Genomic DNA, 20,177 nt, shown 5'->3' on the forward strand with positions numbered 1-20,177 from the left:
CAAATACTATTTGTGTTATGGGAATAGTATCGGATATTTGTGCGCTATTTATTATACTAATTGTCATCGAATAAATGAAATATATATTCTATTCTTTAATTACAGGATTATTATGGCTTACTTCTCAAAATAGTTTTGCTCAGATAAATATCAATACAAGCATTTCGGACAACGAATTAGTGCAAAGACTTGTAGGTCAAGGGGTAAGAGTTTCTAATATTCAGATAAATTGCCCTTCGGGAAAAGGAAAAGCCTACGGAGCTTTTACTGACAATACGGGTACGCTGGGGTTATCGGACGGCCTGATTATGACCACAGGCGCAGCCAATAATGCCCAAGGCCCCAATAACTCGGCTTCCAAATCCCAAGACAACGGCAACGGCAATTCATTTGATAATAACTTACAATCTTTAGTCCCTTTTGGCGACGAGTTGCGCGACATTTGTACGATTTCATTCAATATAGAAGTATTTTCAGATACATTGGTTTTCAATTATGTATTTGGTTCGGAAGAATATTTGGAGTTTGTGAAAGATTATCATGATGTATTTGGCTTCTTTATTAGCGGGCCAGGCATTTCGGGACAACGAAATATTGCGGTAGTGCCCAATACCCAAGACCCCGTATCGGTGGCCAACATTAACAATGATGTCAATTCTCAATATTATATCAGCAACGGAGCGGGAGGCACGCCTTTTATCAATTTACACGTACAATACGATGGTTTTACGCGCCGCCTACAAAGCCGCATTGCCGTGATTCCCTGCCAAACGTATCGCCTAAAAATGGCCATTGCCGACGTGAAAGACTCCGAATACGATTCAGGAATTTTCTTGGAAGGAAAAAGTTTGTCGTCCAACAGCCCGAAAGTAACCGTTAATTATCCGTTCAAACGTTTTGGCTACGGCATAGAAGGCTGCTATAACGGCGAATTTGTTTTTTCGAGAACCAGCCGCCTGAACGAGCCACTTACTTTGTTTTATAACATCACAGGCACGGCCATCAATGGCACAGATTATGGCCTGATAGGCAACAGCATTACGATTCCTGCGGGCAGCAAAACTGCCACATTGCCGATTACAGCTTTTGCTGATGGCATCGAGGAAGGCATCGAAAATATCAAAATCGAACTGATTAATAATTGCCCGAATCTGCCGCCACCCAGTTCGGCCATTATGACTATTCGCGACCGATACGATTATCAGGCCGAAGACGCGCAAGTTTGTCGCGGCGACAGCGTGCAATTACAGCCAAAAGCCTCGCGCCAATACCGTTTCCGATGGACTACACTCGAAGGAATGCCCGCGCAATATTTATCTTGCTACAATTGCGCCTCTCCGATGGCCTCCCCTCCTCAAGATACTGATTATAAACTAACTGTCATTGACACCCTGACGGGTTGCGTTACTTACGACACAGTGCACGTAACGGTGGCCGTGCGGCCTGTGGCAGATTTTTCGTCTGGCTATAACGATGAATACACCGCCATGGACATTGAATTTGAGAACCTTTCCACCAATGCCGAAAGCTATCTTTGGGACTTTGGCGACGGGCAAACTTCTTCCGAAACCAACCCGATTCACTTTTTCCAGTTGCCCGACGATGCCGACGAAAAAGAATATTTGGTGCGCCTGACGGCTTTCCGCCAAAACCCAAGTTGCTCCGATCAAGACAGCAGCACCGTGATAAAGCTCATTAAAAGAAGTTTTATTTTACCCAATGTGATTACACTCAAAAACCACGATGGCAAAAACGACCAACTTAAATTTGTGGGGATAAAAAATGGCGTTTGGAGTGTGGAGATTTATAATCGCTGGGGCAGACAAGTTTACAAAAACAATGCTTACAACAACGATTGGACAGCAGATTCCGAGTCCGCAGGCGTGTATTTTTATTTGCTCCAAAACCCTCGCAAAGACCGCAAGTTCAAAGGTTGGTTGGAAGTGATGAAATAAAAACAAGAAAGCAAAAGCCGCATTAAAAATACAAAGTTGTCGTATTTTTAATGCGGCTTTTTTATTTCAATTAAAAGCAAATCAACTATTTAGCACGTTGGCGCACGGCTTCAAAAAGCGCGATACCAGCCGCCACCGACACGTTAAGCGACGAAATTTGGCCAGTCATCGGGATTTGTACCAATTCATCGCACACACGAATCAGCTCATCGCTGATGCCGTCTTCCTCCGAACCCATCACGATTGCCACAGGATTACTAAAGTCGGCCTCGTAAAGAGCTTGCGTTCCTTTTTCGGTACAACCCACTACCCGAATGCCACTATCTTGCAGATATTGAACGGTTTTGAGCAAAGAACGTTCGCGGCACACAGGCAAAAAGTTGAGTGCTCCCGCCGAAGTTTTCATGGCATCGCTGTTGATTTGCGCACCGCCTTTTTGTGGAATAACGATAGCGTCCACACCTGCACATTCTGCCGAACGCGTTATCGCACCAAAATTACGTACGTCTGTTACACGATCAAGAATCAGCAAAAACGGCATACGGCCAGCATCAAAAGCCGCTTGAACCACGTTGTCCAGTGGTGCGTACTGAATCGGCGACACAAAGCAAATAACGCCCTGATGCACTTTGCGCGTAATACGATGCAGTTTTTCGATGGGCACGCGTTGAACGGGAATTTCGCGCTGTGTGGCAATGCGTTGTATTTCCAAAAGGCCTTCGCCGCTGATGTCTTTTTGCAAGAAAATACGCTCAATTTCTTTGCCTGCGCGTAGGGTTTCCAGTACGGCGTGCGTCCCGAAAATCATGTCGTTGCCGTGCTTGGCGTTGCTTCTTTCTCGCTCGCCCGACTCTGCGAAACGTGGTCTTTGATTAAATCGTCTGTTTTCCATTGAAATTGTTGGGTGGCTACTTTTAGCCACAAATAATAATAAATATTAAAGGCTCATTAGCTCTTTGAAGCGAATGGCTTGTCTTCTGGAGATTTCTATTTTGTCGCCGCCCTTGAGTCTGGCCAACAAACCGCCACTAAAATACGGCTCGATGGCTTCCACCATACGCAAATTGATGATGTGTTTGCGGTTGGCTCTAAAGAAAATGTGCGGGTCTAAACGTTCTTCTAAAGCATTGAGCGAACGCAAGATAAGCGGTTTTTGGTTGTCGAAATAAAGGCGCACATAGTTGCCGACCGACTCGAAAAGGCGCACATTACCCAAACGAATAAACCAACATTTATCGCCATCTTTTACAAAAACTTGGTCGTTTTCCGACAACACTTTATTGCTAAAACTGTTTGCCCCCGCGCCGTCACCCTCTGGAGCTACGCGTGGTTCGGACGATTCCAAACGCTTGATGGCTTCGGCCAAACGCTGTGGATCAATGGGTTTAAGCAAATAATCAGCGGCGTTAAACTCAAACGCTTTGAGTGCATACTCGTCGTAAGCTGTTGTAAAAATGACTTCTGGCACGTGGTCGTGCAAGGCACTGAGCACTTCAAAACCTGTTTTGCCAGGCATTTGAATATCCAAAAACAGCAAATCGGGTTGAAGCTCCGCGATTTTGGCCAGCGCATCATCGCCATTCACGGCTTCGCCAACAATATTGATATTGGTGAAAGGTTCGAGCAGACGGCGCAACTCATTGCGTGCAAGGCGTTCGTCATCAACAATTAGCGTATTGAGTGTAATCACAGTTTATAACGTTAAGTTTATAAGGTATCTAATTAAAAAAGTTTGTGTCTTTGGCAAATGTACGACGCTTAATCCGATTTTGCCAAATGCTCTAATCTACAAAAATAAAAGGAACACATCTATATGCTGGATGTGTTCCTTTTGAGCTATTAGTTTGATAGTCAAACCTTAATTTTCGTGGTGCGTATGCAACTCAGAGGCTAGCTCTTGATCAATGACATTAAATACTGAATTGTTGCTAATAAATTCAGGTAGCATTAGTTTCATGGTACGAACGATGGCCATTTCGTCATTGCCTTCCATCAGCCCAATGAGTTGGTCTGTTTTCTCGCGCACTTTATCGAACGGATATTGTCGCACCTTCGCCACCATGATTTTATGATGATGTGTGGGGATAATGTTTTCGCTTTTATTGAGTAATTCTTCTTCGATTTTTTCGCCAGGCCTAAGTCCTGTAAAGACAATCGGAATATCGCGATCTGGTACAAAGCCAGAAAGTTTAATCATTTTGCGAGCCAAATCCACGATTTTGATAGATTTACCCATATCAAAAATGAAAATTTCGCCACCTTTGCCCATTGCTCCCGCTTCTAACACCAATTGGCAAGCTTCTGGAATGGTCATAAAATAACGCGTAATATCTGGGTTGGTAACCGTTACAGGGCCGCCAGCTTCTATTTGTTTTTTGAAACGAGGAATTACAGAACCGTTAGAACCCAATACGTTACCGAAACGAGTAGTAATAAAACGAGTCCCCGTTGCCGTATCGGCTAGATGATTGCTCAAGGATTGGGCATATACTTCGGCCAAACGCTTTGATGCGCCCATAATATTGGTCGGGTTCACGGCTTTGTCCGTAGAAACCATCACAAATTTTTTAACATTGTATTTTACGGCCAAATCGGCTAAAGTTCTTGTTCCTTGTACGTTTACCTTAATGGCCTCATATACATTGTGTTCCATCATTGGCACGTGCTTGTAAGCCGCTGCATGGAAAATAATATCTGGGCGATGTGCCTTGAAAATATGTTCCATGCGCTTGAGCGACGAAACATCGGCTACAATTGGCACAGCTCTACGGAATTGCAATGTTTCTTCTACTTCCAACTGCAATTCTACCAATGGCGACTCGGCTTGATCTATCAAAATCAGTTTTTGCGGCGCAAAACGCGTGAGTTGGCGCACCATTTCGCTACCAATTGAGCCAGCAGCACCCGTAATCATCACAGTACGGCCATTAATCTGATTTCCAATATTTTCCATATCCAAAACGATAGGATCGCGCTCTAATAAGTCGCTGATATTAACGTTTCGAATTTGGTTTACGTTTAGCTCGCCTCCCAGCCATTTGCTTACCGCAGGCACGGCCATTACCGTTACATCGCATTCCAAACACAAATCAATAAATTCTTGTTTGCGCTGAGGAGAAAGCACTTGCATTGAAATAATAGCACGTTTCACGTTATGTTTTTCGACTACATCTCTGAACTCCTGCGCTGTATGGTATATCTTTACTCCGTCCATGAACTTGCCTTGTACACCAGCATTATCGTCCATGAATGCCACTACTTTCATATCTGTTGCGCCGTCTTCGTCTATAGCACGTTTAGTAATCAGGCCGCCTTGCCCTGCGCCAAAAACCACCGTCGCATAGCGATTGGTTTTGGGGCTTGGGATATTTCTAAACATTATCTTGTTGTACAACTGCTTGATTACAAGCCTATATGAAATACACAAGAACAATGCAATAAAGAAATCAATAATAACCACCGAGATTGGGAAAAAGAATGTATCCCTAATATGGCCAATGAAAATACTGAAAATACTGAAAATTACAGAGCCTCCTGCAATGGAATACAACACGCGCTTGGCATCTTGCATACCCGTATAGCGAATAATGCCTGAATACGTTTTGAAATAGCGGAAGAAAACAATTCGCGTAACTAATACGGCCAATAGTGTCGTTGGTAATACCGCGAATACGTCATCTGATATTTGAAAATTGAACCTAAGTGCCGTAGCCAAAAAAAACGAAATAAATGTACTGACTACGTCTAGACTTAAAATAATAATGCGAGATACATACGCGCGAGAGGTATATTTTTTGATATGTAGCATATGGAAAAAAGTTATACTTGCAACAAAAACACAAGTAGAATCTTATTATTCATTTGGTTTTTATACAATTATTTATTGTAAAGTAACTAAATATTTTTGATTTATACTAAAATAAAAATATTCTTTATAGTAATAAATTACTTATTTTTTGACTAACATATTTTAAATCAGACAATTGCAAATCGTTGCCCGATGGCAATGAAATACCTTTATTAAATAATTGCTCAGCAATATTATTTCCATAAAAAGCACATTGTTTGAAAATAGGCTGCAAGTGCAATGGTTTCCATAAAAAACGAGACTCAATACCGTTCAAAGTCAAAAAATCATAAAGTACAAAATTGTTCACTTTCTCTCCTTTGATAAGTGCAGAACTCAACCAACGAGAAGCATAACTATTTTCCGTTAATTCGGGCTGCCAATACAACATTTTTTCGTCTAAATTTTCTTGATAAAAATTAAAAATTTTACGTCGTTGTTTTACTCTTTTTTCCAATACTTCCAGTTGCGCAATGCCTAAGGCTGCTGCCATTACACCCATACGATAATTATATCCAACTGCTTCGTGCTGATAATAAGGCAGCCCCATTTCGCGAGATTGGCTTGCCCAATAGCGTATTTTTTCGATAATTTCGGGTTGGCTCGTGGTAAGTGCGCCGCCGCCGCCCGTACTGATTACCTTGTTGTTATTGAACGAATAAACCCCAATTTCGCCCCAAGTGCCAAGCATTTTGCCTTTATACGACGCGCCCAAAGCTTCGGCAGCATCTTCAATTACAGGGACTTGGTAGTGTTTACAGATTTCGCAAATACGGTCTATTTGAGCAGGCACGCCGTAGGCATGAACTACAATCACTGCTTTTGGCTTTTGACCGTTTTTTATTTCGGACTCAATGGCTTGTTCCAAATATTCGGGCGACATATTCCATGTTAGCGTTTCACTATCTACAAAAACAGGCTTGGCTTTCTCGTACAAAATCGGGTTGGCTGATGCCGCAAATGTAAAAGTGGAGCAAATTACCGTGTCATTTTCTTTTATTTCTAAGGCTTTGATGGCCAAATGAATAGCCCCAGTACAAGAAGAAAGTGCTACCACATTTTGACCTAATTTTGCTGCCAATTTTTCTTCAAAAATACCGACATTTTGATACGCTGTAGCCATGCCCGAACGCTCAAATAACGAAGAAATATATTCAATATCTGAAGACTCAAAATGCGGCTGCGACAACCAAATACGTGTAGGATTTTTTGCTTTAGACACTTAAATATAATGTTGGAATATTTGCGTAAAAAAAATATGGTTGCAAATATACTAAAACATTATATGAATGCGCCCAAAAAGAAAAAGACCGCACAAAAGCCTTAGCCTGTACGGTCTTTTTTTATTTAAAGAAATTAAAAATATTATTGAGTAATGTGATTGTAATCACCAACACTCAAATCCAAAGAGCGGCCTTCAAAGCCTGCATGGTTGCCGAGCATTGAGTTTGCCACGTTCGCGTTTTTAATTTTGCTGTGTTCCTGTACAATCGTGTTGCGAACCACCGAGTTGGTAACATGTGTTCCGTTACCGATAGACACGTGAGGACCAACTACGCTATTTTCTATCTTAACATTTTCGCCAATAAATACGGGCGGAATAATCACGGAATTAACCACCGAAGCCGAATCCGCTACCAGTTTCGTGTCTTTGATGTATTCCAAATAACGTTGGTTGGTGAAAACCGTAGAATCTTTGTTGCCGCAGTCGAGCCACTCAGTTACTTGACCTGGTACGAATACCATGCCTTTTTGTTTCATGTTCTCCAGCGCATTAGTGAGTTGATACTCACCTTTTTCCATAACGTCATTGTCTAGCAAATATTGAAGTTCTTGGCGCAAATATTCGCCATCATTGAAGTAGTAAATGCCGATAATAGCCAAGTCCGAAACGAATGTTTCGGGTTTTTCTACAAAATCCGTAATTTGGTTTTGAGCGTTAAGTTTCACCACGCCAAACGGACGCGGATCTTCTACGCGTTGCACCCAAATCGTGTTGTCTTTTTTGCCAGCGAGCGTAAAATCTGCTTTGAAAAGCGTATCAGCAAAGGCCACAACCAAATTTCCTGAAAGAGATGGTGTTGCACACAGAATAGCGTGCGCCGTGCCCAAGGCTTTTTCTTGGTAATAAATACTTCCTTTTGCGCCAACTGATTCGGCTATTTTCAGTAATTGTTTTTCTACTTCTTGGCCAAAATGCCCAATAATAAAGGCCACTTCTTCCACAGGTTCGCCGCAAACTTTGGCAATATCTTCTACTAAGCGTTGCACGATAGGTTTGCCAGCTATCGGAATAAGAGGTTTCGGAACTGTAAGAGTATGTGGGCGCATACGTTTGCCCATGCCTGCCATTGGTACTATAATTTTCATAGCGAATGGTGTTTCTTTTTGGATTAAAGTTTTAATGATACCGCAAGATAACGCTCGCGCAATGCACCGAGAGTTAAATTTTTATAGGAAAAATTTGCAGGCGTAAGGTATAAAAAAAGCCATACAGCACAAAATTTTAATTTTTATTACTTCAAAAATACTTGCTTACTTATATTTTTTGAGCAATAAAAATCATACGCTCCGAGCCATTGGCATCATAAGCCGAAAGGTCGTAGCCGCCAAGCACTTCTTTTAGTTTTAGCCCTGCGGCGGCGAAATAACGCTCAAAATCTGAGGGTAAAATAATTTTTACTTTTTCTTGAAAAAACTGGGCTTGCCCGTTACTGTCTGTAAAGCGTATATCTTTGAGAATAAAGCCATTTTCGGCACGCCGCTCAATCTGAAAAGTAGTGTTACCAACTGTTTTAGTTTCTTGCACCACCAAATTAGCCAACACTTTAGGCGTATTCATAAAGTCGATGAGCAATGTTCCGTTGGGGCGTAGCGTTTGAGCAAAAGCGTTCATGGCTTCTTGGTTTTCCGCATCACTCTCGAAGTACCCGAAGCTGGTAAACAAGTTCAGTACAAAGGCAAAATAATTAGGTTTATAAACTTGGCGCATGTCATGTACGGCAAAATGCAGTCGGTCGTTGGCGTGTTGTGTCGCCGCTGCGATGCTGTTAGGCGAAAGATCTATACCTTCCACCCAATACCCTAACTTATTGAGCTGTATAGCATAACGTCCTTTCCCACAAGCCAAATCCAGAATGGGAGCCTCTGCCGTAAAGTCTAATTTGCGGGTAAGGCTTTCCACGAAATTGGCGGCTTCAGCCTCGTTACGATTGCCATAAAGTAAATGGTAATAAGAAGAATTAAACCATTTTTCAAACCAAAGTTCTTCCATAAAAAGTGTTTATTAAAAAGTGTTTTTGTAAAGCAAAATGCCGTTTTGGACTCAAACGTAGTAAGAGTAACAATACTTAGAAAAAAAATATTTCATAAACCTTCTAATTTTTTTGCAAAAATGGTATATTCGCAACTTCAATAATACCCTCTATACTTATTTTCTTACTTTTAGCGTTCTAAGCCTATGAAATCATTGCTAACTTTTGTATTTGTATTGAGTGCTACACTCGCTTGGGCGGGCGTAAATACCGCGTGTTCGTCGGCGCAGGCTCAGCAGCCTTCGCAAACGTCTAAGCAATCTAAGCAAGTGTTGGCCTGCGCTCCTGCGCTCAAGGCTACCAAGGTGCAAAAAGAAAAGGGAAATGATAAAACTAAAAATAATGTGGAGGTAGCCCCAGTAGCCAACGAAAAACCTTTGGAATTTGAAATTCCAGAATTGCCAGTTCCTGCGGAAGCCAAACCACAAAAAAAACAGACTAGGAAATCACAACAACCTTCTATACTTCCATTGATGATGTGTTCGCCAGCCTTACTTAATAGGCTTTACACAGAAAAACCATCAGAAGGGTAAGTATTTGAAAATCTGTTAATTATTTTATAGTTTAAAATTTTTTTCAAAAAAAAGCTATAAAATTTGCATTTTTAAAAAAATAGACCTAGTTTTGCACCGCGTTAAACAACTAACGCCAACGGTTTGGTAGTTCAGTTGGTTAGAATGCCGCCCTGTCACGGCGGAGGTCGCGGGTTCGAGTCCCGTCCATACCGCAAAAAAAGCCTAACTCTTTTAGAATTAGGCTTTTTTGTTTACGCTTTTAACCAGCTTCTCTAATCTGTTTTTATATTAATACCGCGCTGTGCTTCATTTTATTTGGCGTAAATAAAAATCCACCTTTTCTCAGCAAATATCACCATCAGCAAAAACTAATGTGTTGGGGTATTTGCAAGTATAGGCTCGGCAAGCAGATACCCCGAATACGTTAGTGGTTTTAAAACTCAATTTTATAGCTTAAACTCGGCACTACCGTCACGCTGGCATCTTTGTCGATTCGGCTTTCTTTCAGATTGTATTTGTAGCCATAAAAATCGGGTTGGCCTGTCAGGTTCAGGATTTTAAGTGAAATCTCGCGCGAACTTTTAGCTTTATTAATTTTATAATTCACGGTCAAATAAACGTTTAGCACTGAGGCCGACTGCTGCGAAAATGCTTTGGTTTCGTCATATACCACGTCTTGCATCTGCTCAGAAGCCAGTTGATTGATAGGCGAATAACGGTTGCCACCCTGATAGCCTACGCGACCATTTACACTCAAAAGATTCTGTTTGTTTTTGCCAACTTTCCATTCTTTGCCCATCAAAAAATTGAATACAAAATTGCGATTGAAACGTGTATCACGCCATACGCCGTCACCGCCTTTGTATTTGGCCGCAAACACCGAAGCCGTCAGCAAATAGTAATAACCATTGGAAATGAATTTTTCCAGTGTAAAGTCTATGCCATAATTGCGGCCTTTGCCTGTGTTTTGGAGTTTTTCGGCAAAAAACCAATCATTTTGCATATTGATAAATGAAAATGAACTATCAGCCATCACGGGCACATCGTAAAGTTCCTGCAAATAAGGCTCTACGCGCAAATGCAGCAGCGGCGAAATCGTGTAATCATAGCTCAACACAAAATGATGTGCTTTGGTAAAATCCAAGTCTTTGTTCACGGCTTTTTCGCCTGTGGCCAACGAATTATTGAAGTAATAATTAATTTTCTCTAAGCGGCTGTGCAGTCCATACGCTATGCCAACAGCCTGATTTTCATTCAGTTTTTGTTTAAAACCAAGTCGCGGCTCTACGGTGTAATGCTTGTTGAGCGTAAATTGTTGGGCGTTAATACCTGCGTTCATGGTTAGGCTTGGGGTCAAATCTATCGCCGAACTGCTGTAGGCCGACACCACCGAACTAAAACCGTCGGTATTGACAATTTCGGTAGGCGACTGCTCGGCAGCTAATGACTTATTCAACAACATGCGATACGTCATTCCCGTCAGCAAAATCCCTGTTTTGTTGGTGTGTCTAGGGCTGATTTTTTTATTCACAAAAGCCGACACAATGTAGTTTTGGTTGGTGGCCGAAATCTTGCTGTAAGGCTGCAAAACACGTTCGCGGTTAAGAGCTTGCGTATTCCAGAGGTTATCGGTAATGGTGGTGGCCAGCGTGATGCTCACATAAGTATTTTGGTTGGGGAAAAATTTGTGATTGAAGCCCGCCGCACCCGTGTACTGTGTGATGTCGTTTTGTTGTTTGTCTTCTTTGTAAACCCATTTGGTGCTGTCGGTGCGTACTTTGGAGGTTGCGCCATCGCGCAGGCCAATTCCCCAAACCGAAAACACCCCAGCTTTTTGGGTTGGAAAATGAAGTTTGAAAGAAAGGTCTTGATATTTGATACTGCCCGCATCTTGTGGCAATAGCGGCGCAAGCAGTGCCAGCGTAGAATTTCGGTAGTTGAACAGGTACGACGATTGGCAGCCTCTTCGGAATGCACCTTCCGAAGAAGCATCTATGCCAATCACTCCAACCTGAAAAGTGTGTTCGCGGTGCATATTGTTGCCTTTGCGCATCGAAATATCAAAAACACCCGATAGCGCATTGTTGTATTCGGCAGGGAAAGCCCCCGTCGAGAAATCAGAATTGGCCAGCATTTGGCTACTCAGCCCTGTGAGTACGCCGCCGCCAAAAGTTTTGAGGTCGCCAAAATGGTTAGGGTTCGGTATTTCCACCCCTTCCATTTTCCATTGCAAATATTTGGGCGCGTTACCGCGTACAATGATGCCATTAATGTCGGTGTTGCCAGCCACCCCCGCAAAAGCAGAAGCCAAACGCGCAGGGTCGTCAAAACCGCCTGCATAGCGTTTAGCTTCCTCCACGCTCAACATTCTGGCGCTAACCGTTGCCATTGAGTTGAGTGCTTGACCTTTATTGATATGGGGTGTGATAATCACGTCACCGAGCGTCTGGGCGGCTTCCTTCATGCCTACGTTCACAATAGCCTGCTTTGCCGAAATGACAAGTAACTCACGCACAATAGTTTCCTCATAGCCTAAAAACGAGGCTTTAAGGTCATAACGACCCACTGGAACATTAGCAATCAGGAAGTTACCCTCCGCGTCGGTTGTCGTGCCCAGTAGCGGCGTAGTGTTCAGCAAAACCACATTAGCGAACGCAATCGGCGCATTAGAGGCTTTGTCTTGCACCACGCCGCGCACCGTCTGGGACAGTTGGGCAGATGATGATAGATGATTTAATAAAATAAAGAGATAGCAAAAGAAAATTCGTTTCATTATTGTTTGATGATTTAGACAATGCAAAATTGAGTCTAAACCACGCGCCCCGCAATACTGATTTATCAGTATTTTTTAGTCAATGAGTCCGAATTTTCCCGCAAATTCGACGGCCTCGAAAGAGTTGTTCGCGCCTAACTTCTCCAGCAAGCGTTGGCGGTGTGTATTCACGGTATGAATGCTGATAGAAAGTTTGTCGGCGATGTGTTTGCTCAAAAGTCCTTGTTTTACCAATTTCAGAATCTCCACTTCGCGGCGCGTGAGCTCTAAGGTTGGCTTTTGGGTTTCTTCAAACGGAATAAAATCCCCCGTCTTAAAATTCAGGAATTGACTTCGGGCAGGGCTGTTTTCATCTTGGTTGGGCGAAATGTCTATCACGCTCATCATCAACCAAATCTGGCCAGTTTTGTCCAGTTCCAAAATTTGATATTGCTCCACAAGCCTAATGTATTGGTTGTCGGCATTGAGCATTCGGTACTCGTGTATGACCTTGTGGCTGAGCTTGTCTTCTTGGGTAAAGGCATTAAATATTTTTAAGAAAGAGATTCCATTTTGCCCCAATTTAAGATTGTCTTCTGGATGTATTTTCGATTCAAAAAACTGATAATCAATATTTTGCGAATCCTTTAGCTCATAGCCCAACAGTTTGGCAAAATTGGGTTCGTAGAATGCAATTTGCGTTTTGGCTAAGTCAAAAATATGAATGCCCGAATTGCCGATTTCCGACAAAACCTTGAGCCTTTCGATGTGTTTGGGCAAAACCGTATAATCTAAGTTTTCGTCCTGAAACTTAAATTCCATCAAAAATTGAAAAAAAATCTTTTGAAGGTGGTTCAACTCTGCCATATTTTTTTGAAAAGTGCGTCAAATGATAAATTCTAGCGTACTCATTTCACAAATGTAACAAAGTAAACTAAATGACCTTGCGCTATACATTGGTAAAGTATGCACTCAAATCATATATTTGTTCTACCTTATCACATTCTGCCGTAGTAAGCCAATCAACCACAAACACACAGCACATTTACGAACTAACTAATCCATTGTTTTAAAAACTATTTTTTATGTTTAAACTTTTGCTCCGCAGCCTTTTGCTTATTTGGCTGGCCAGTCCCCTGCTTTTTGCCCAAAAACTCGAAAAACAACAATCCTTCACACTCAAAACACCGTTTACAGAACCCGACAACAGTCGTAAAATTCTGCCGCTTTCCGACCCCAATACGTTTGTGGCACTCTCCAAAGTGATTCATAACCAAAGTAACTATGGCGCAACTTACAGTTTGGAACGCTGGGACACCGAATTACAAAAACAATGGGCAACCGACTGGACTATTTCCGAAAATGAAGAACCTTTAGAGCTTTTCGAGAACAAGGCGCAAGCCCAAATCTATTTGTTTTCGTTGCTGCACCAGCCCAAGCAGCGCAAAGCATCCGTAAAAGTATATGCTTACGGTGCCGCTAACGGAACATTACAAAAAAGTATGGTGCTGGATTCGGTGATTGTCGGGGCGTGGAAAGATACTGCGGCCAAAGCAACCGTTAAAGAAACGCTGCTCGACCACATAGCCGCCTTTGCGCGTCCGCGTTTCATGCCCCAACACGACTACCGCTACACGTTTGCCGCCTCGCCCGATGGCGCGAAGCTGTTGTTTTATCTCTATGATTATAGCCTGAGCAAACTACACGTCCGATACGCCGTTTTCAATACTAAAAACCTTGAAAAACAAAGCGTTGGATTAGTGGGATTGGATGAAATGCACGTAAATTTTGGGGTTTATCTCAACAACAAAGGCGAACTTTTTATGCCTACCACTCAACCCAACACGGGGGCTGTGGTGATGTGGCGATACCAACCCGCCACCCACGATTTTTCTAAAATAGGCTTGCCTTTCAGCCAATACTCGCGCGACGATTTGAAGTTGCAAATCCTTTCGGACAATATTTGCAGCGTTTATGGAATGTTGCGCAACGATTCGGAAAAAATGGTGGGGCTTTTTGCGGTGAATTTTGATTTTGGGAAAATGACTTATGATAAATCAGAGTACATCGAACTGAACGACGAGTTCCGCGCCTACGTGGACTCGCTGCGCAACACGATGGGACAAATGTACAAACACAACGAAGATTGGCGCAATTTTGAAATTACGCATTTGCTCCCAACGCCGCAAGGTGGCAGGCTTGTGCTTTTGGAAAAACGCGAACCATTCGAGAGCAATTACAAATACGCTGGGTTGCAGGCACGCAAAGCCCCAAAAGAAATCAAAGAAGAAACCAAAATATCGTTACGTTGCGAATCGGTTTGGGCAGTCAATTTTGATGCGAATAACAAACCTCTTTGGCAACAATATTTACCAAAATTCCAAAGCAACACGGCCAGCGACGGACTACAAACCATTTCGTTTGTTCCTCATATTCAGGGCGATAAACTTAAACTTTTGTACGCAACAGCCAAAGTACAAGGAGCTCCGCTCCTACTGCTCAAAATACAGCAATTAGACCTTGCCACAGGCCAAAATAGCAGTGTTATTTCTATGCCTAACGATAGCAAAATGACATTGGTGCGCCCTTTTGCGTTCTTCCTACCAAACGGGAAACTTATTGCCGTAGGCCGCACGGGCATGCTTTCCAACCAATCTAATATTTACCGTTATACCGCCGAATAGTTTTCTAGGAAAAATTTATTGGCCTAAATACTTTTTCACGGTATCCTGTCGGGCAACTTTGTCGGTGGCCGTACGCTGAAAAACAGGCACAAAAACAAATTCTTTCGGCATTTCGTAAACTGAAAGCGAAAGGCCAAGAGCCGTTTTGAGAGCCATTATTTGCGGTTGGGAAAGTGCGGGACTCAGTTCCAAAAAAGCGGTCACGCACTCTCCCAAAATCGCATGAGGCAAACCCACCACAAAGCATTCGCACGACAATTGCAGCGTTTGCAAGGTTTGTTGCAAGGCCTTTTCTACTTTTTCGGCTTGCACTTTCACGCCTCCCGAATTGATAATGTTATCGGCACGCCCCAACCAAACAAAATGCTTTCCGTCTGCCGAAAGCTCTACTATATCATTTGTAATCAACTCTTTATAGTCAGTAGTCGGCGCACTAATACACAAACAACTTCTTTCACCCAAACGTAAAATCACATTGGGCAAAGCCTCAAACATTTGGCTGGCCTGTGTGCCATTGAGTCGGCGCAAGGCGATGTGCGAGACGGTTTCGGTCATGCCGTAGGTGTGCAACCATCTCGGCGAGGTCATGGCCACCAACTCACTTTCGAGGGCTTGGTCGATGGCCGTGCCGCCTACCAAAATATTAGCGTGGCTTTGTTGCAAAATGTTGCGGGCGTGCGCGTCGGTGAGCATCGCGCGGACTTGTAGTGGCACGAGCGCGGCAAAATCAAACCTAAAATCTGCGTCAAAATCAGCCAACGGATTGCTTGACGGTGGCACAACATACATTTCCATACCCACTTCCAAACAGCGCACGAGCATCATTGTACCCGCAATGTAAGCAGTGTTAAGACAAACGAAGGCTTTTTGTTGAGGTTTCAGGCCAACGTATTGCGCCGTCATGGAAACGCTGGCTTGCATGGCTTTGCGCGAAATTTGCCAAGCCTTCGGCTGTCCCGTAGAGCCTGACGTATGCAAAGTATATATTTCTTTTCCCGACAGCCAGTCCCGACAAAACCGCAATGTATTTTGTTCGTAATCAGTGTATTGACTCAAATCCAACTGCTCAATTTCTGCAAAAGCAATCGGCTTTTTTTTATTGAAATGAATAAACATAGTTCTACCTTTTCTCTCATAAAAAAATCCCTGCCAACAGTACGCGACAGGGATTTGTATGTTTTGTTATGATTGCTGTGCTGCCACTTGTTCGGCCAGTATCGCGATGCCTTCTCGGAACGTGTGCGGCGCGTAACCCAACACGGTTTTTGCTTTGGTAATGTCAAAACCTGTGCGCGGCGGGCGTTTGGCAGGCTGCGTAAATTTGCTTGAATCGGTGCGTATCATCGTGTCGGTACTCAAGCCAAAAAACGCGGCGGTTTGCTGTGCCATTTCGTATGGCGTAAGCAATTCTTCACCCGAAATATTGAAAATACCTTCGGCTTTGTGCTTGACTATCAACCAACAACCCATCGCCAAATCTTCGGCCAGCGTGGGCGTGCGCCATTGGTCATCCACTACCTGAATGGTTTTGCCGTCTTCCAAACTTTTCTTCACCCAAAGCACAATGTTACTGCGGCTCATGTCCTGCGCAATGCCGTACACCAAAATCGTGCGAGCGATAGCCCACTGTAAACCAGCTTGTTGTATTACGACTTGTTCGGCATCGGCTTTGCTTTGGCCATAAAAACTAATTGGGCTGGCGGGAACGTCTTCTTTGTAAGGACCTGCCGTGCCATCAAAAATAAAGTCGGTGGACAGGTGCAACAAAAATACGCCATGTTTGGCGCAAGAGTCAGCCAAATAACGAACCGCCTCCACATTGAGTTGGCGACATTCGGCTTGCTTGCTTTCGCATTCGTCCACATTGGTCATGGCGGCGGTATGAATCACAGCATCGGGGCGCATTTCGGACACGATGGCTTCTACGGCCTGCGCGTCGGTTACGTCCAGACTTCTATACTCAAAATTCGCAAAATCTCCTTTTAGGCGATTTTGGCCGCGAGCCGTCCCGATTACCTGACAATTTTCTTGAGCGGTAAGTAATGTAATGAGTTTTTGGCCTAATAATCCATTAGAACCAGTTACAAGTATTTTCATTTGAAAAATTAGAGAGGATAAATGTATTATTAGTTAGAAGGCTGATTATCAAAATCATAATTATAGCGTTCCGCTATTTTTTTGCGACGCATCTTCTGTACTTTTACTTTCATAGTGATGTCTTTGAGTGGACGGTCGGACATACCTTTAGGCTGCTCGGCTATCTTATGAATCACGTCAATGCCCATGACCGTTTGGCCAAAAACCGTGTAGTTGCTATCCAAAAAGTGTGTTCCCGAAGGGTTTTCTACCAAATAAAACTGCGAACCACTCGACTCTTTCTTAGGGTTTACATTGTCGCCCATACGTGCGGCAGCCAACGCGCCTAGTACGTGCTTGCGATTCGGCAAAAATTCGGCTGGAACAGTATAACCCGGTCCACCTGCGCCATCGTCATTTGCATTGCTATTTTTGGAGTTGGGGTCGCCGCCCTGAATCATAAAATTTTTGATAATGCGGTGAAACGTCGTGCCATCATAAAAACCGCTTTTCGCCAATTTCAAGAAGTTTTCTTTGTGCTGAGGCGTTTCGTCGAACAACACCAATTCTATATTTCCAAAAGCAGTTTCGATAGTGATCAGATAGTCGCGACCTTTGGGTTTAGCTTTTTTTTCTTGAGCAATAGCCATTGGCGAAGCCAACAACAATAATAGAAAGAGAATAAATGTATTTTTCATAAATTTTCAGAAAACTGATTTGTATTGTTTTTAGGGCTAAAATTATTCTGTATCGTCGTCGGCAAGCAAATCCAACAACATTTTGATTTCGTTCACTTTATCATCTTCGTTGTTTCGCGTGAAGGAAACCACCAAATTGCGCAAAACTCTGAAAATAATATCCACGTGCGAGCATGGTTCGAAGAAAATATCCAAAGGTTCAAGATTGAGCTTAGAAATATAGTTGTCTATGTCTGCTTTGGATAGAATTACACCTCTACTAAAGGCATTGATATAGAACTGTGTATGTTCTTTTTTGTAAGTCAGGACAAATAAGTTAGGCAAATTTACGCCGTACACAGGCATTTTAAGTTTCTGAGCCACAAGCATATATACCGCACAAAGTGTAATTGGATTGCCTTTTTTGGTATCAAGCACCAAGTTGATCATGGAGTTGGCAGGCGAATGGAAATTGGTAGTATTGGCCGCAAATTTTAGTTTACCAAAAATAACAGAATTGACCACTTTTACTTGATCTAAAGGATGCATCTCATTTTCCAATTGCAGCCAAACTTCATAATAAAGCTGTTCAATTTGGGCTTTGATGGTTTCAAATTGCAAATCTGGATACTGATACGTAGCCACCAACCAAAGGCCTTCGAGAAGGTCTTGGCCGCCTGCTTTTTTCCAATTCAAAAGCCTTTCTTGAAGCTGTTGTTGTTGGAGCAAATGGATGAGTTGTTCTATTCGGAGTTGAACATCGGGGTCAAGGCTTTTTTCCCATTCTGCTTCCAGCAACGGGATTATTTCGCTTCCCAGCTCCAAAATTTTGGTTTCTACATGGCTGACCACTTCGCGGTCTTCGTCGCTAATCAGCGAAACGAGTGCTTGCAATTCATTGTTTTGCATAGTCTAAGGCAATTGACTCAATACATAAGGCTTTCAGATGACTTGCTAAATAACAAATAAATTTTGTCAATAAACACAAAAATCCGTTGCCATTTGACACGACAACGGATTTATTATTGATAATCAATATTTTGCAGCAATTACGCCAACAAAGTTTCTACGTCTGTCAATGGCAAGCCCCAAGCATCTGCCACACCTTTGTAAACCACTTTGTCGCCAATCACGTTCAAGCCCAATTTCAATTCGGCGTTTTCGCGGCAAGCCTTCGCCCAACCTTTGTTGGCCAATTGCAACGCATACGGCAAAGTAGCGTTCGTAAGAGCCAACGTAGAAGTGTAAGGCACAGCACCTGGCATATTGGCTACGCAATAGTGTACCACGTCGTCGATGATATACGTTGGGTTTTCGTGCGTAGTCGGCTTACAAGTTTCAATACAACCGCCTTGATCCACGGCCACGTCCACAAGCACCGTACCAGGGTTCATATCTTTGAGCATATCTCTTGTGATAAGGTGTGGAGCTTTCGCACCAGGGATAAGTACCGCACCCACAATCAACGAGGCGTGTTTGATGTGTTCGCGAATGTTATATTCGTTTGAATAAACCGTATTAACATTGGCAGGCATAATTTCGTTGAGGTAACGCAAACGCGGCAAACTCACGTCCATAATCGTTACGTTAGCACCCAAGCCAGCCGCCATGCGAGCCGCTTGCATACCAACCACACCGCCACCAAGCACCAACACGTTAGCAGGACGCACACCTGGTACGCCTCCCAACAAAATACCTCTGCCTTTTAATGGTTTTTCGAGGTATTTCGCGCCTTCGTGAATCGCCATACGGCCAGCCACTTCCGACATCGGCACCAGCAACGGTAACGAACGGTCTGCTTTTTCTACCGTTTCGTAAGCCAAACAAATCGCCTTGCGGCTAATCATAGCGTGCGTAAGCGGCTCAGAAGAAGCAAAGTGGAAATACGTGAAGAGTAATTGATTTTCTTTGATGAGTGTGTACTCCGACTCGATTGGCTCTTTTACCTTAATAATCATCTCGGCGATTTCATACACCGCCTCAATGCTTGGCAAAATCGTTGCGCCAGCTTTTTCATACTCAGCATCAGCAAAACCACTGCCTTCGCCTGCACTGGTTTGTACATAAACCGTATGGCCGTGTTTTTTAAATTCTGTAACACCAGCAGGCGTAAGAGCTACGCGATTTTCATTGTTTTTGATTTCCTTCGGAACACCTATAATCATGGCTTCTTCTGTTTTTGGGGAATAATTTTGTTTGTTATTTTGGTTGGTAATTTGGTGGGCAAAACTATGAAAAGTTGTAAGTGTTTGGTACTATTTCTAAAGAAAAATTTTGCAAAGGCCTTTCACTGCACGCCTATTCAGAATATAATTTCGTTTTTCTTTTTTTTTCTTTTTTCATAAAAACAAAAAACG

General features: G+C 43.0%; 16 protein-coding genes and 1 tRNA gene. 4 read left to right on the plus strand and 13 right to left on the minus strand.

Annotated features, from left to right (window positions below):
- Positions 1-74: 74 nt before the first annotated feature.
- Positions 75-1,955, plus strand: coding sequence for a choice-of-anchor L domain-containing protein (locus tag BM090_RS08915; RefSeq protein WP_091511091.1), 1,881 nt, complete (start codon positions 75-77; stop codon positions 1,953-1,955).
- Positions 1,956-2,040: 85 nt separating this feature from the next.
- On the opposite strand, the gene rlmB is transcribed toward BM090_RS08915, so the two are convergent.
- From rlmB to BM090_RS08945, 6 genes are all read right to left on the minus strand, one after another.
- A complete protein-coding gene (rlmB, locus tag BM090_RS08920; protein ID WP_091511094.1) occupies positions 2,041-2,847 on the minus strand; it encodes a 23S rRNA (guanosine(2251)-2'-O)-methyltransferase RlmB in 807 nt (268 codons plus the stop codon).
- Positions 2,848-2,892: 45 nt separating this feature from the next.
- Positions 2,893-3,642 carry a LytR/AlgR family response regulator transcription factor gene (locus BM090_RS08925; protein ID WP_091511319.1) on the minus strand — a complete coding sequence of 250 codons (750 nt, stop codon included), beginning with the start codon at positions 3,640-3,642 and terminating at the stop codon, positions 2,893-2,895.
- 171 nt (positions 3,643-3,813) lie between these two features.
- The gene (locus BM090_RS08930; protein ID WP_091511097.1) at positions 3,814-5,763 is read right to left on the minus strand and encodes a polysaccharide biosynthesis protein; all 1,950 of its coding nucleotides are present in this window, start codon (positions 5,761-5,763) and stop codon (positions 3,814-3,816) included.
- Positions 5,764-5,887: 124 nt separating this feature from the next.
- Positions 5,888-7,024 (minus strand): DegT/DnrJ/EryC1/StrS family aminotransferase, encoded by a 1,137-nt coding sequence (locus tag BM090_RS08935; protein WP_091511100.1) that lies wholly within the window; start codon positions 7,022-7,024, stop codon positions 5,888-5,890.
- 143 nt (positions 7,025-7,167) lie between these two features.
- Entirely contained in the window at positions 7,168-8,172 is a 1,005-nt protein-coding gene (locus tag BM090_RS08940) for a sugar phosphate nucleotidyltransferase (RefSeq protein ID WP_091511104.1), read from the minus strand.
- Between the two features lie 169 nt (positions 8,173-8,341).
- The gene (locus tag BM090_RS08945) at positions 8,342-9,076 is read right to left on the minus strand and encodes a class I SAM-dependent methyltransferase (RefSeq protein ID WP_091511107.1); all 735 of its coding nucleotides are present in this window, start codon (positions 9,074-9,076) and stop codon (positions 8,342-8,344) included.
- Positions 9,077-9,262: 186 nt separating this feature from the next.
- Between BM090_RS08945 and BM090_RS08950 the strand changes: the two genes are divergently transcribed.
- Together BM090_RS08950 and BM090_RS08955 are read left to right on the plus strand one after the other, a co-directional pair.
- Positions 9,263-9,649, plus strand: coding sequence for a hypothetical protein (locus BM090_RS08950; RefSeq protein ID WP_091511110.1), 387 nt, complete (start codon positions 9,263-9,265; stop codon positions 9,647-9,649).
- Between the two features lie 120 nt (positions 9,650-9,769).
- A tRNA-Asp gene (locus BM090_RS08955) sits at positions 9,770-9,843 on the plus strand.
- 221 nt (positions 9,844-10,064) lie between these two features.
- On the opposite strand, the gene BM090_RS08960 is transcribed toward BM090_RS08955, so the two are convergent.
- A complete protein-coding gene (locus BM090_RS08960) occupies positions 10,065-12,404 on the minus strand; it encodes a TonB-dependent receptor (protein ID WP_091511113.1) in 2,340 nt (779 codons plus the stop codon).
- 75 nt (positions 12,405-12,479) lie between these two features.
- Positions 12,480-13,250: a LuxR C-terminal-related transcriptional regulator gene (locus BM090_RS08965; protein WP_091511116.1), complete on the minus strand. Its 771-nt coding sequence runs from the start codon at positions 13,248-13,250 to the stop codon at positions 12,480-12,482.
- 218 nt (positions 13,251-13,468) lie between these two features.
- Here BM090_RS08965 and BM090_RS08970 point away from each other — a divergent pair, with 218 nt between their 5' ends.
- Entirely contained in the window at positions 13,469-15,067 is a 1,599-nt protein-coding gene (locus BM090_RS08970; protein WP_091511119.1) for a hypothetical protein, read from the plus strand.
- A 15-nt stretch (positions 15,068-15,082) separates the two neighbouring features.
- On the opposite strand, the gene BM090_RS08975 is transcribed toward BM090_RS08970, so the two are convergent.
- The 5 genes from BM090_RS08975 to ald form a co-directional block, all read right to left on the minus strand.
- Positions 15,083-16,183 (minus strand): AMP-binding protein, encoded by a 1,101-nt coding sequence (locus BM090_RS08975; RefSeq protein ID WP_091511122.1) that lies wholly within the window; start codon positions 16,181-16,183, stop codon positions 15,083-15,085.
- A 66-nt stretch (positions 16,184-16,249) separates the two neighbouring features.
- On the minus strand, positions 16,250-17,164 hold the full coding sequence (locus BM090_RS08980) for an SDR family oxidoreductase (RefSeq protein WP_091511126.1): 915 nt from the start codon (positions 17,162-17,164) through the stop codon (positions 16,250-16,252).
- Between the two features lie 29 nt (positions 17,165-17,193).
- On the minus strand, positions 17,194-17,841 hold the full coding sequence (locus BM090_RS08985; RefSeq protein WP_091511132.1) for a peptidylprolyl isomerase: 648 nt from the start codon (positions 17,839-17,841) through the stop codon (positions 17,194-17,196).
- Positions 17,842-17,883: 42 nt separating this feature from the next.
- Positions 17,884-18,729, minus strand: coding sequence for a transglutaminase-like domain-containing protein (locus BM090_RS08990; protein ID WP_091511133.1), 846 nt, complete (start codon positions 18,727-18,729; stop codon positions 17,884-17,886).
- A 140-nt stretch (positions 18,730-18,869) separates the two neighbouring features.
- On the minus strand, positions 18,870-19,985 hold the full coding sequence (gene ald, locus BM090_RS08995; protein WP_091511137.1) for an alanine dehydrogenase: 1,116 nt from the start codon (positions 19,983-19,985) through the stop codon (positions 18,870-18,872).
- Positions 19,986-20,177: the final 192 nt, after the last annotated feature.

The sequence above is a fragment of the Flexibacter flexilis DSM 6793 genome, from assembly GCF_900112255.1.
GTDB classification, from domain to species: Bacteria; Bacteroidota; Bacteroidia; order Cytophagales; family Flexibacteraceae; genus Flexibacter; species Flexibacter flexilis.

Bases quoted from the DNA above. Each gene is read 5' to 3' on its own strand.
- BM090_RS08990 (WP_091511133.1), bottom strand. From the start codon at position 18,729: ATGCAAAACAATGAATTGCAAGCACTCGTTTCGCTGATTAGCGACGAA.
- BM090_RS08915 (WP_091511091.1), top strand. From the start codon at position 75: ATGAAATATATATTCTATTCTTTAATTACAGGATTATTATGGCTTACT.
- ald (WP_091511137.1), bottom strand. From the start codon at position 19,985: ATGATTATAGGTGTTCCGAAGGAAATCAAAAACAATGAAAATCGCGTA.
- BM090_RS08930 (WP_091511097.1), bottom strand. From the start codon at position 5,763: ATGCTACATATCAAAAAATATACCTCTCGCGCGTATGTATCTCGCATT.
- BM090_RS08965 (WP_091511116.1), bottom strand. From the start codon at position 13,250: ATGGCAGAGTTGAACCACCTTCAAAAGATTTTTTTTCAATTTTTGATG.
- BM090_RS08970 (WP_091511119.1), top strand. From the start codon at position 13,469: ATGTTTAAACTTTTGCTCCGCAGCCTTTTGCTTATTTGGCTGGCCAGT.
- BM090_RS08950 (WP_091511110.1), top strand. From the start codon at position 9,263: ATGAAATCATTGCTAACTTTTGTATTTGTATTGAGTGCTACACTCGCT.
- BM090_RS08945 (WP_091511107.1), bottom strand. From the start codon at position 9,076: ATGGAAGAACTTTGGTTTGAAAAATGGTTTAATTCTTCTTATTACCAT.
- BM090_RS08960 (WP_091511113.1), bottom strand. From the start codon at position 12,404: ATGAAACGAATTTTCTTTTGCTATCTCTTTATTTTATTAAATCATCTA.
- BM090_RS08975 (WP_091511122.1), bottom strand. From the start codon at position 16,183: ATGTTTATTCATTTCAATAAAAAAAAGCCGATTGCTTTTGCAGAAATT.
- BM090_RS08980 (WP_091511126.1), bottom strand. From the start codon at position 17,164: ATGAAAATACTTGTAACTGGTTCTAATGGATTATTAGGCCAAAAACTC.
- rlmB (WP_091511094.1), bottom strand. From the start codon at position 2,847: ATGGAAAACAGACGATTTAATCAAAGACCACGTTTCGCAGAGTCGGGC.
- BM090_RS08940 (WP_091511104.1), bottom strand. From the start codon at position 8,172: ATGAAAATTATAGTACCAATGGCAGGCATGGGCAAACGTATGCGCCCA.
- BM090_RS08985 (WP_091511132.1), bottom strand. From the start codon at position 17,841: ATGAAAAATACATTTATTCTCTTTCTATTATTGTTGTTGGCTTCGCCA.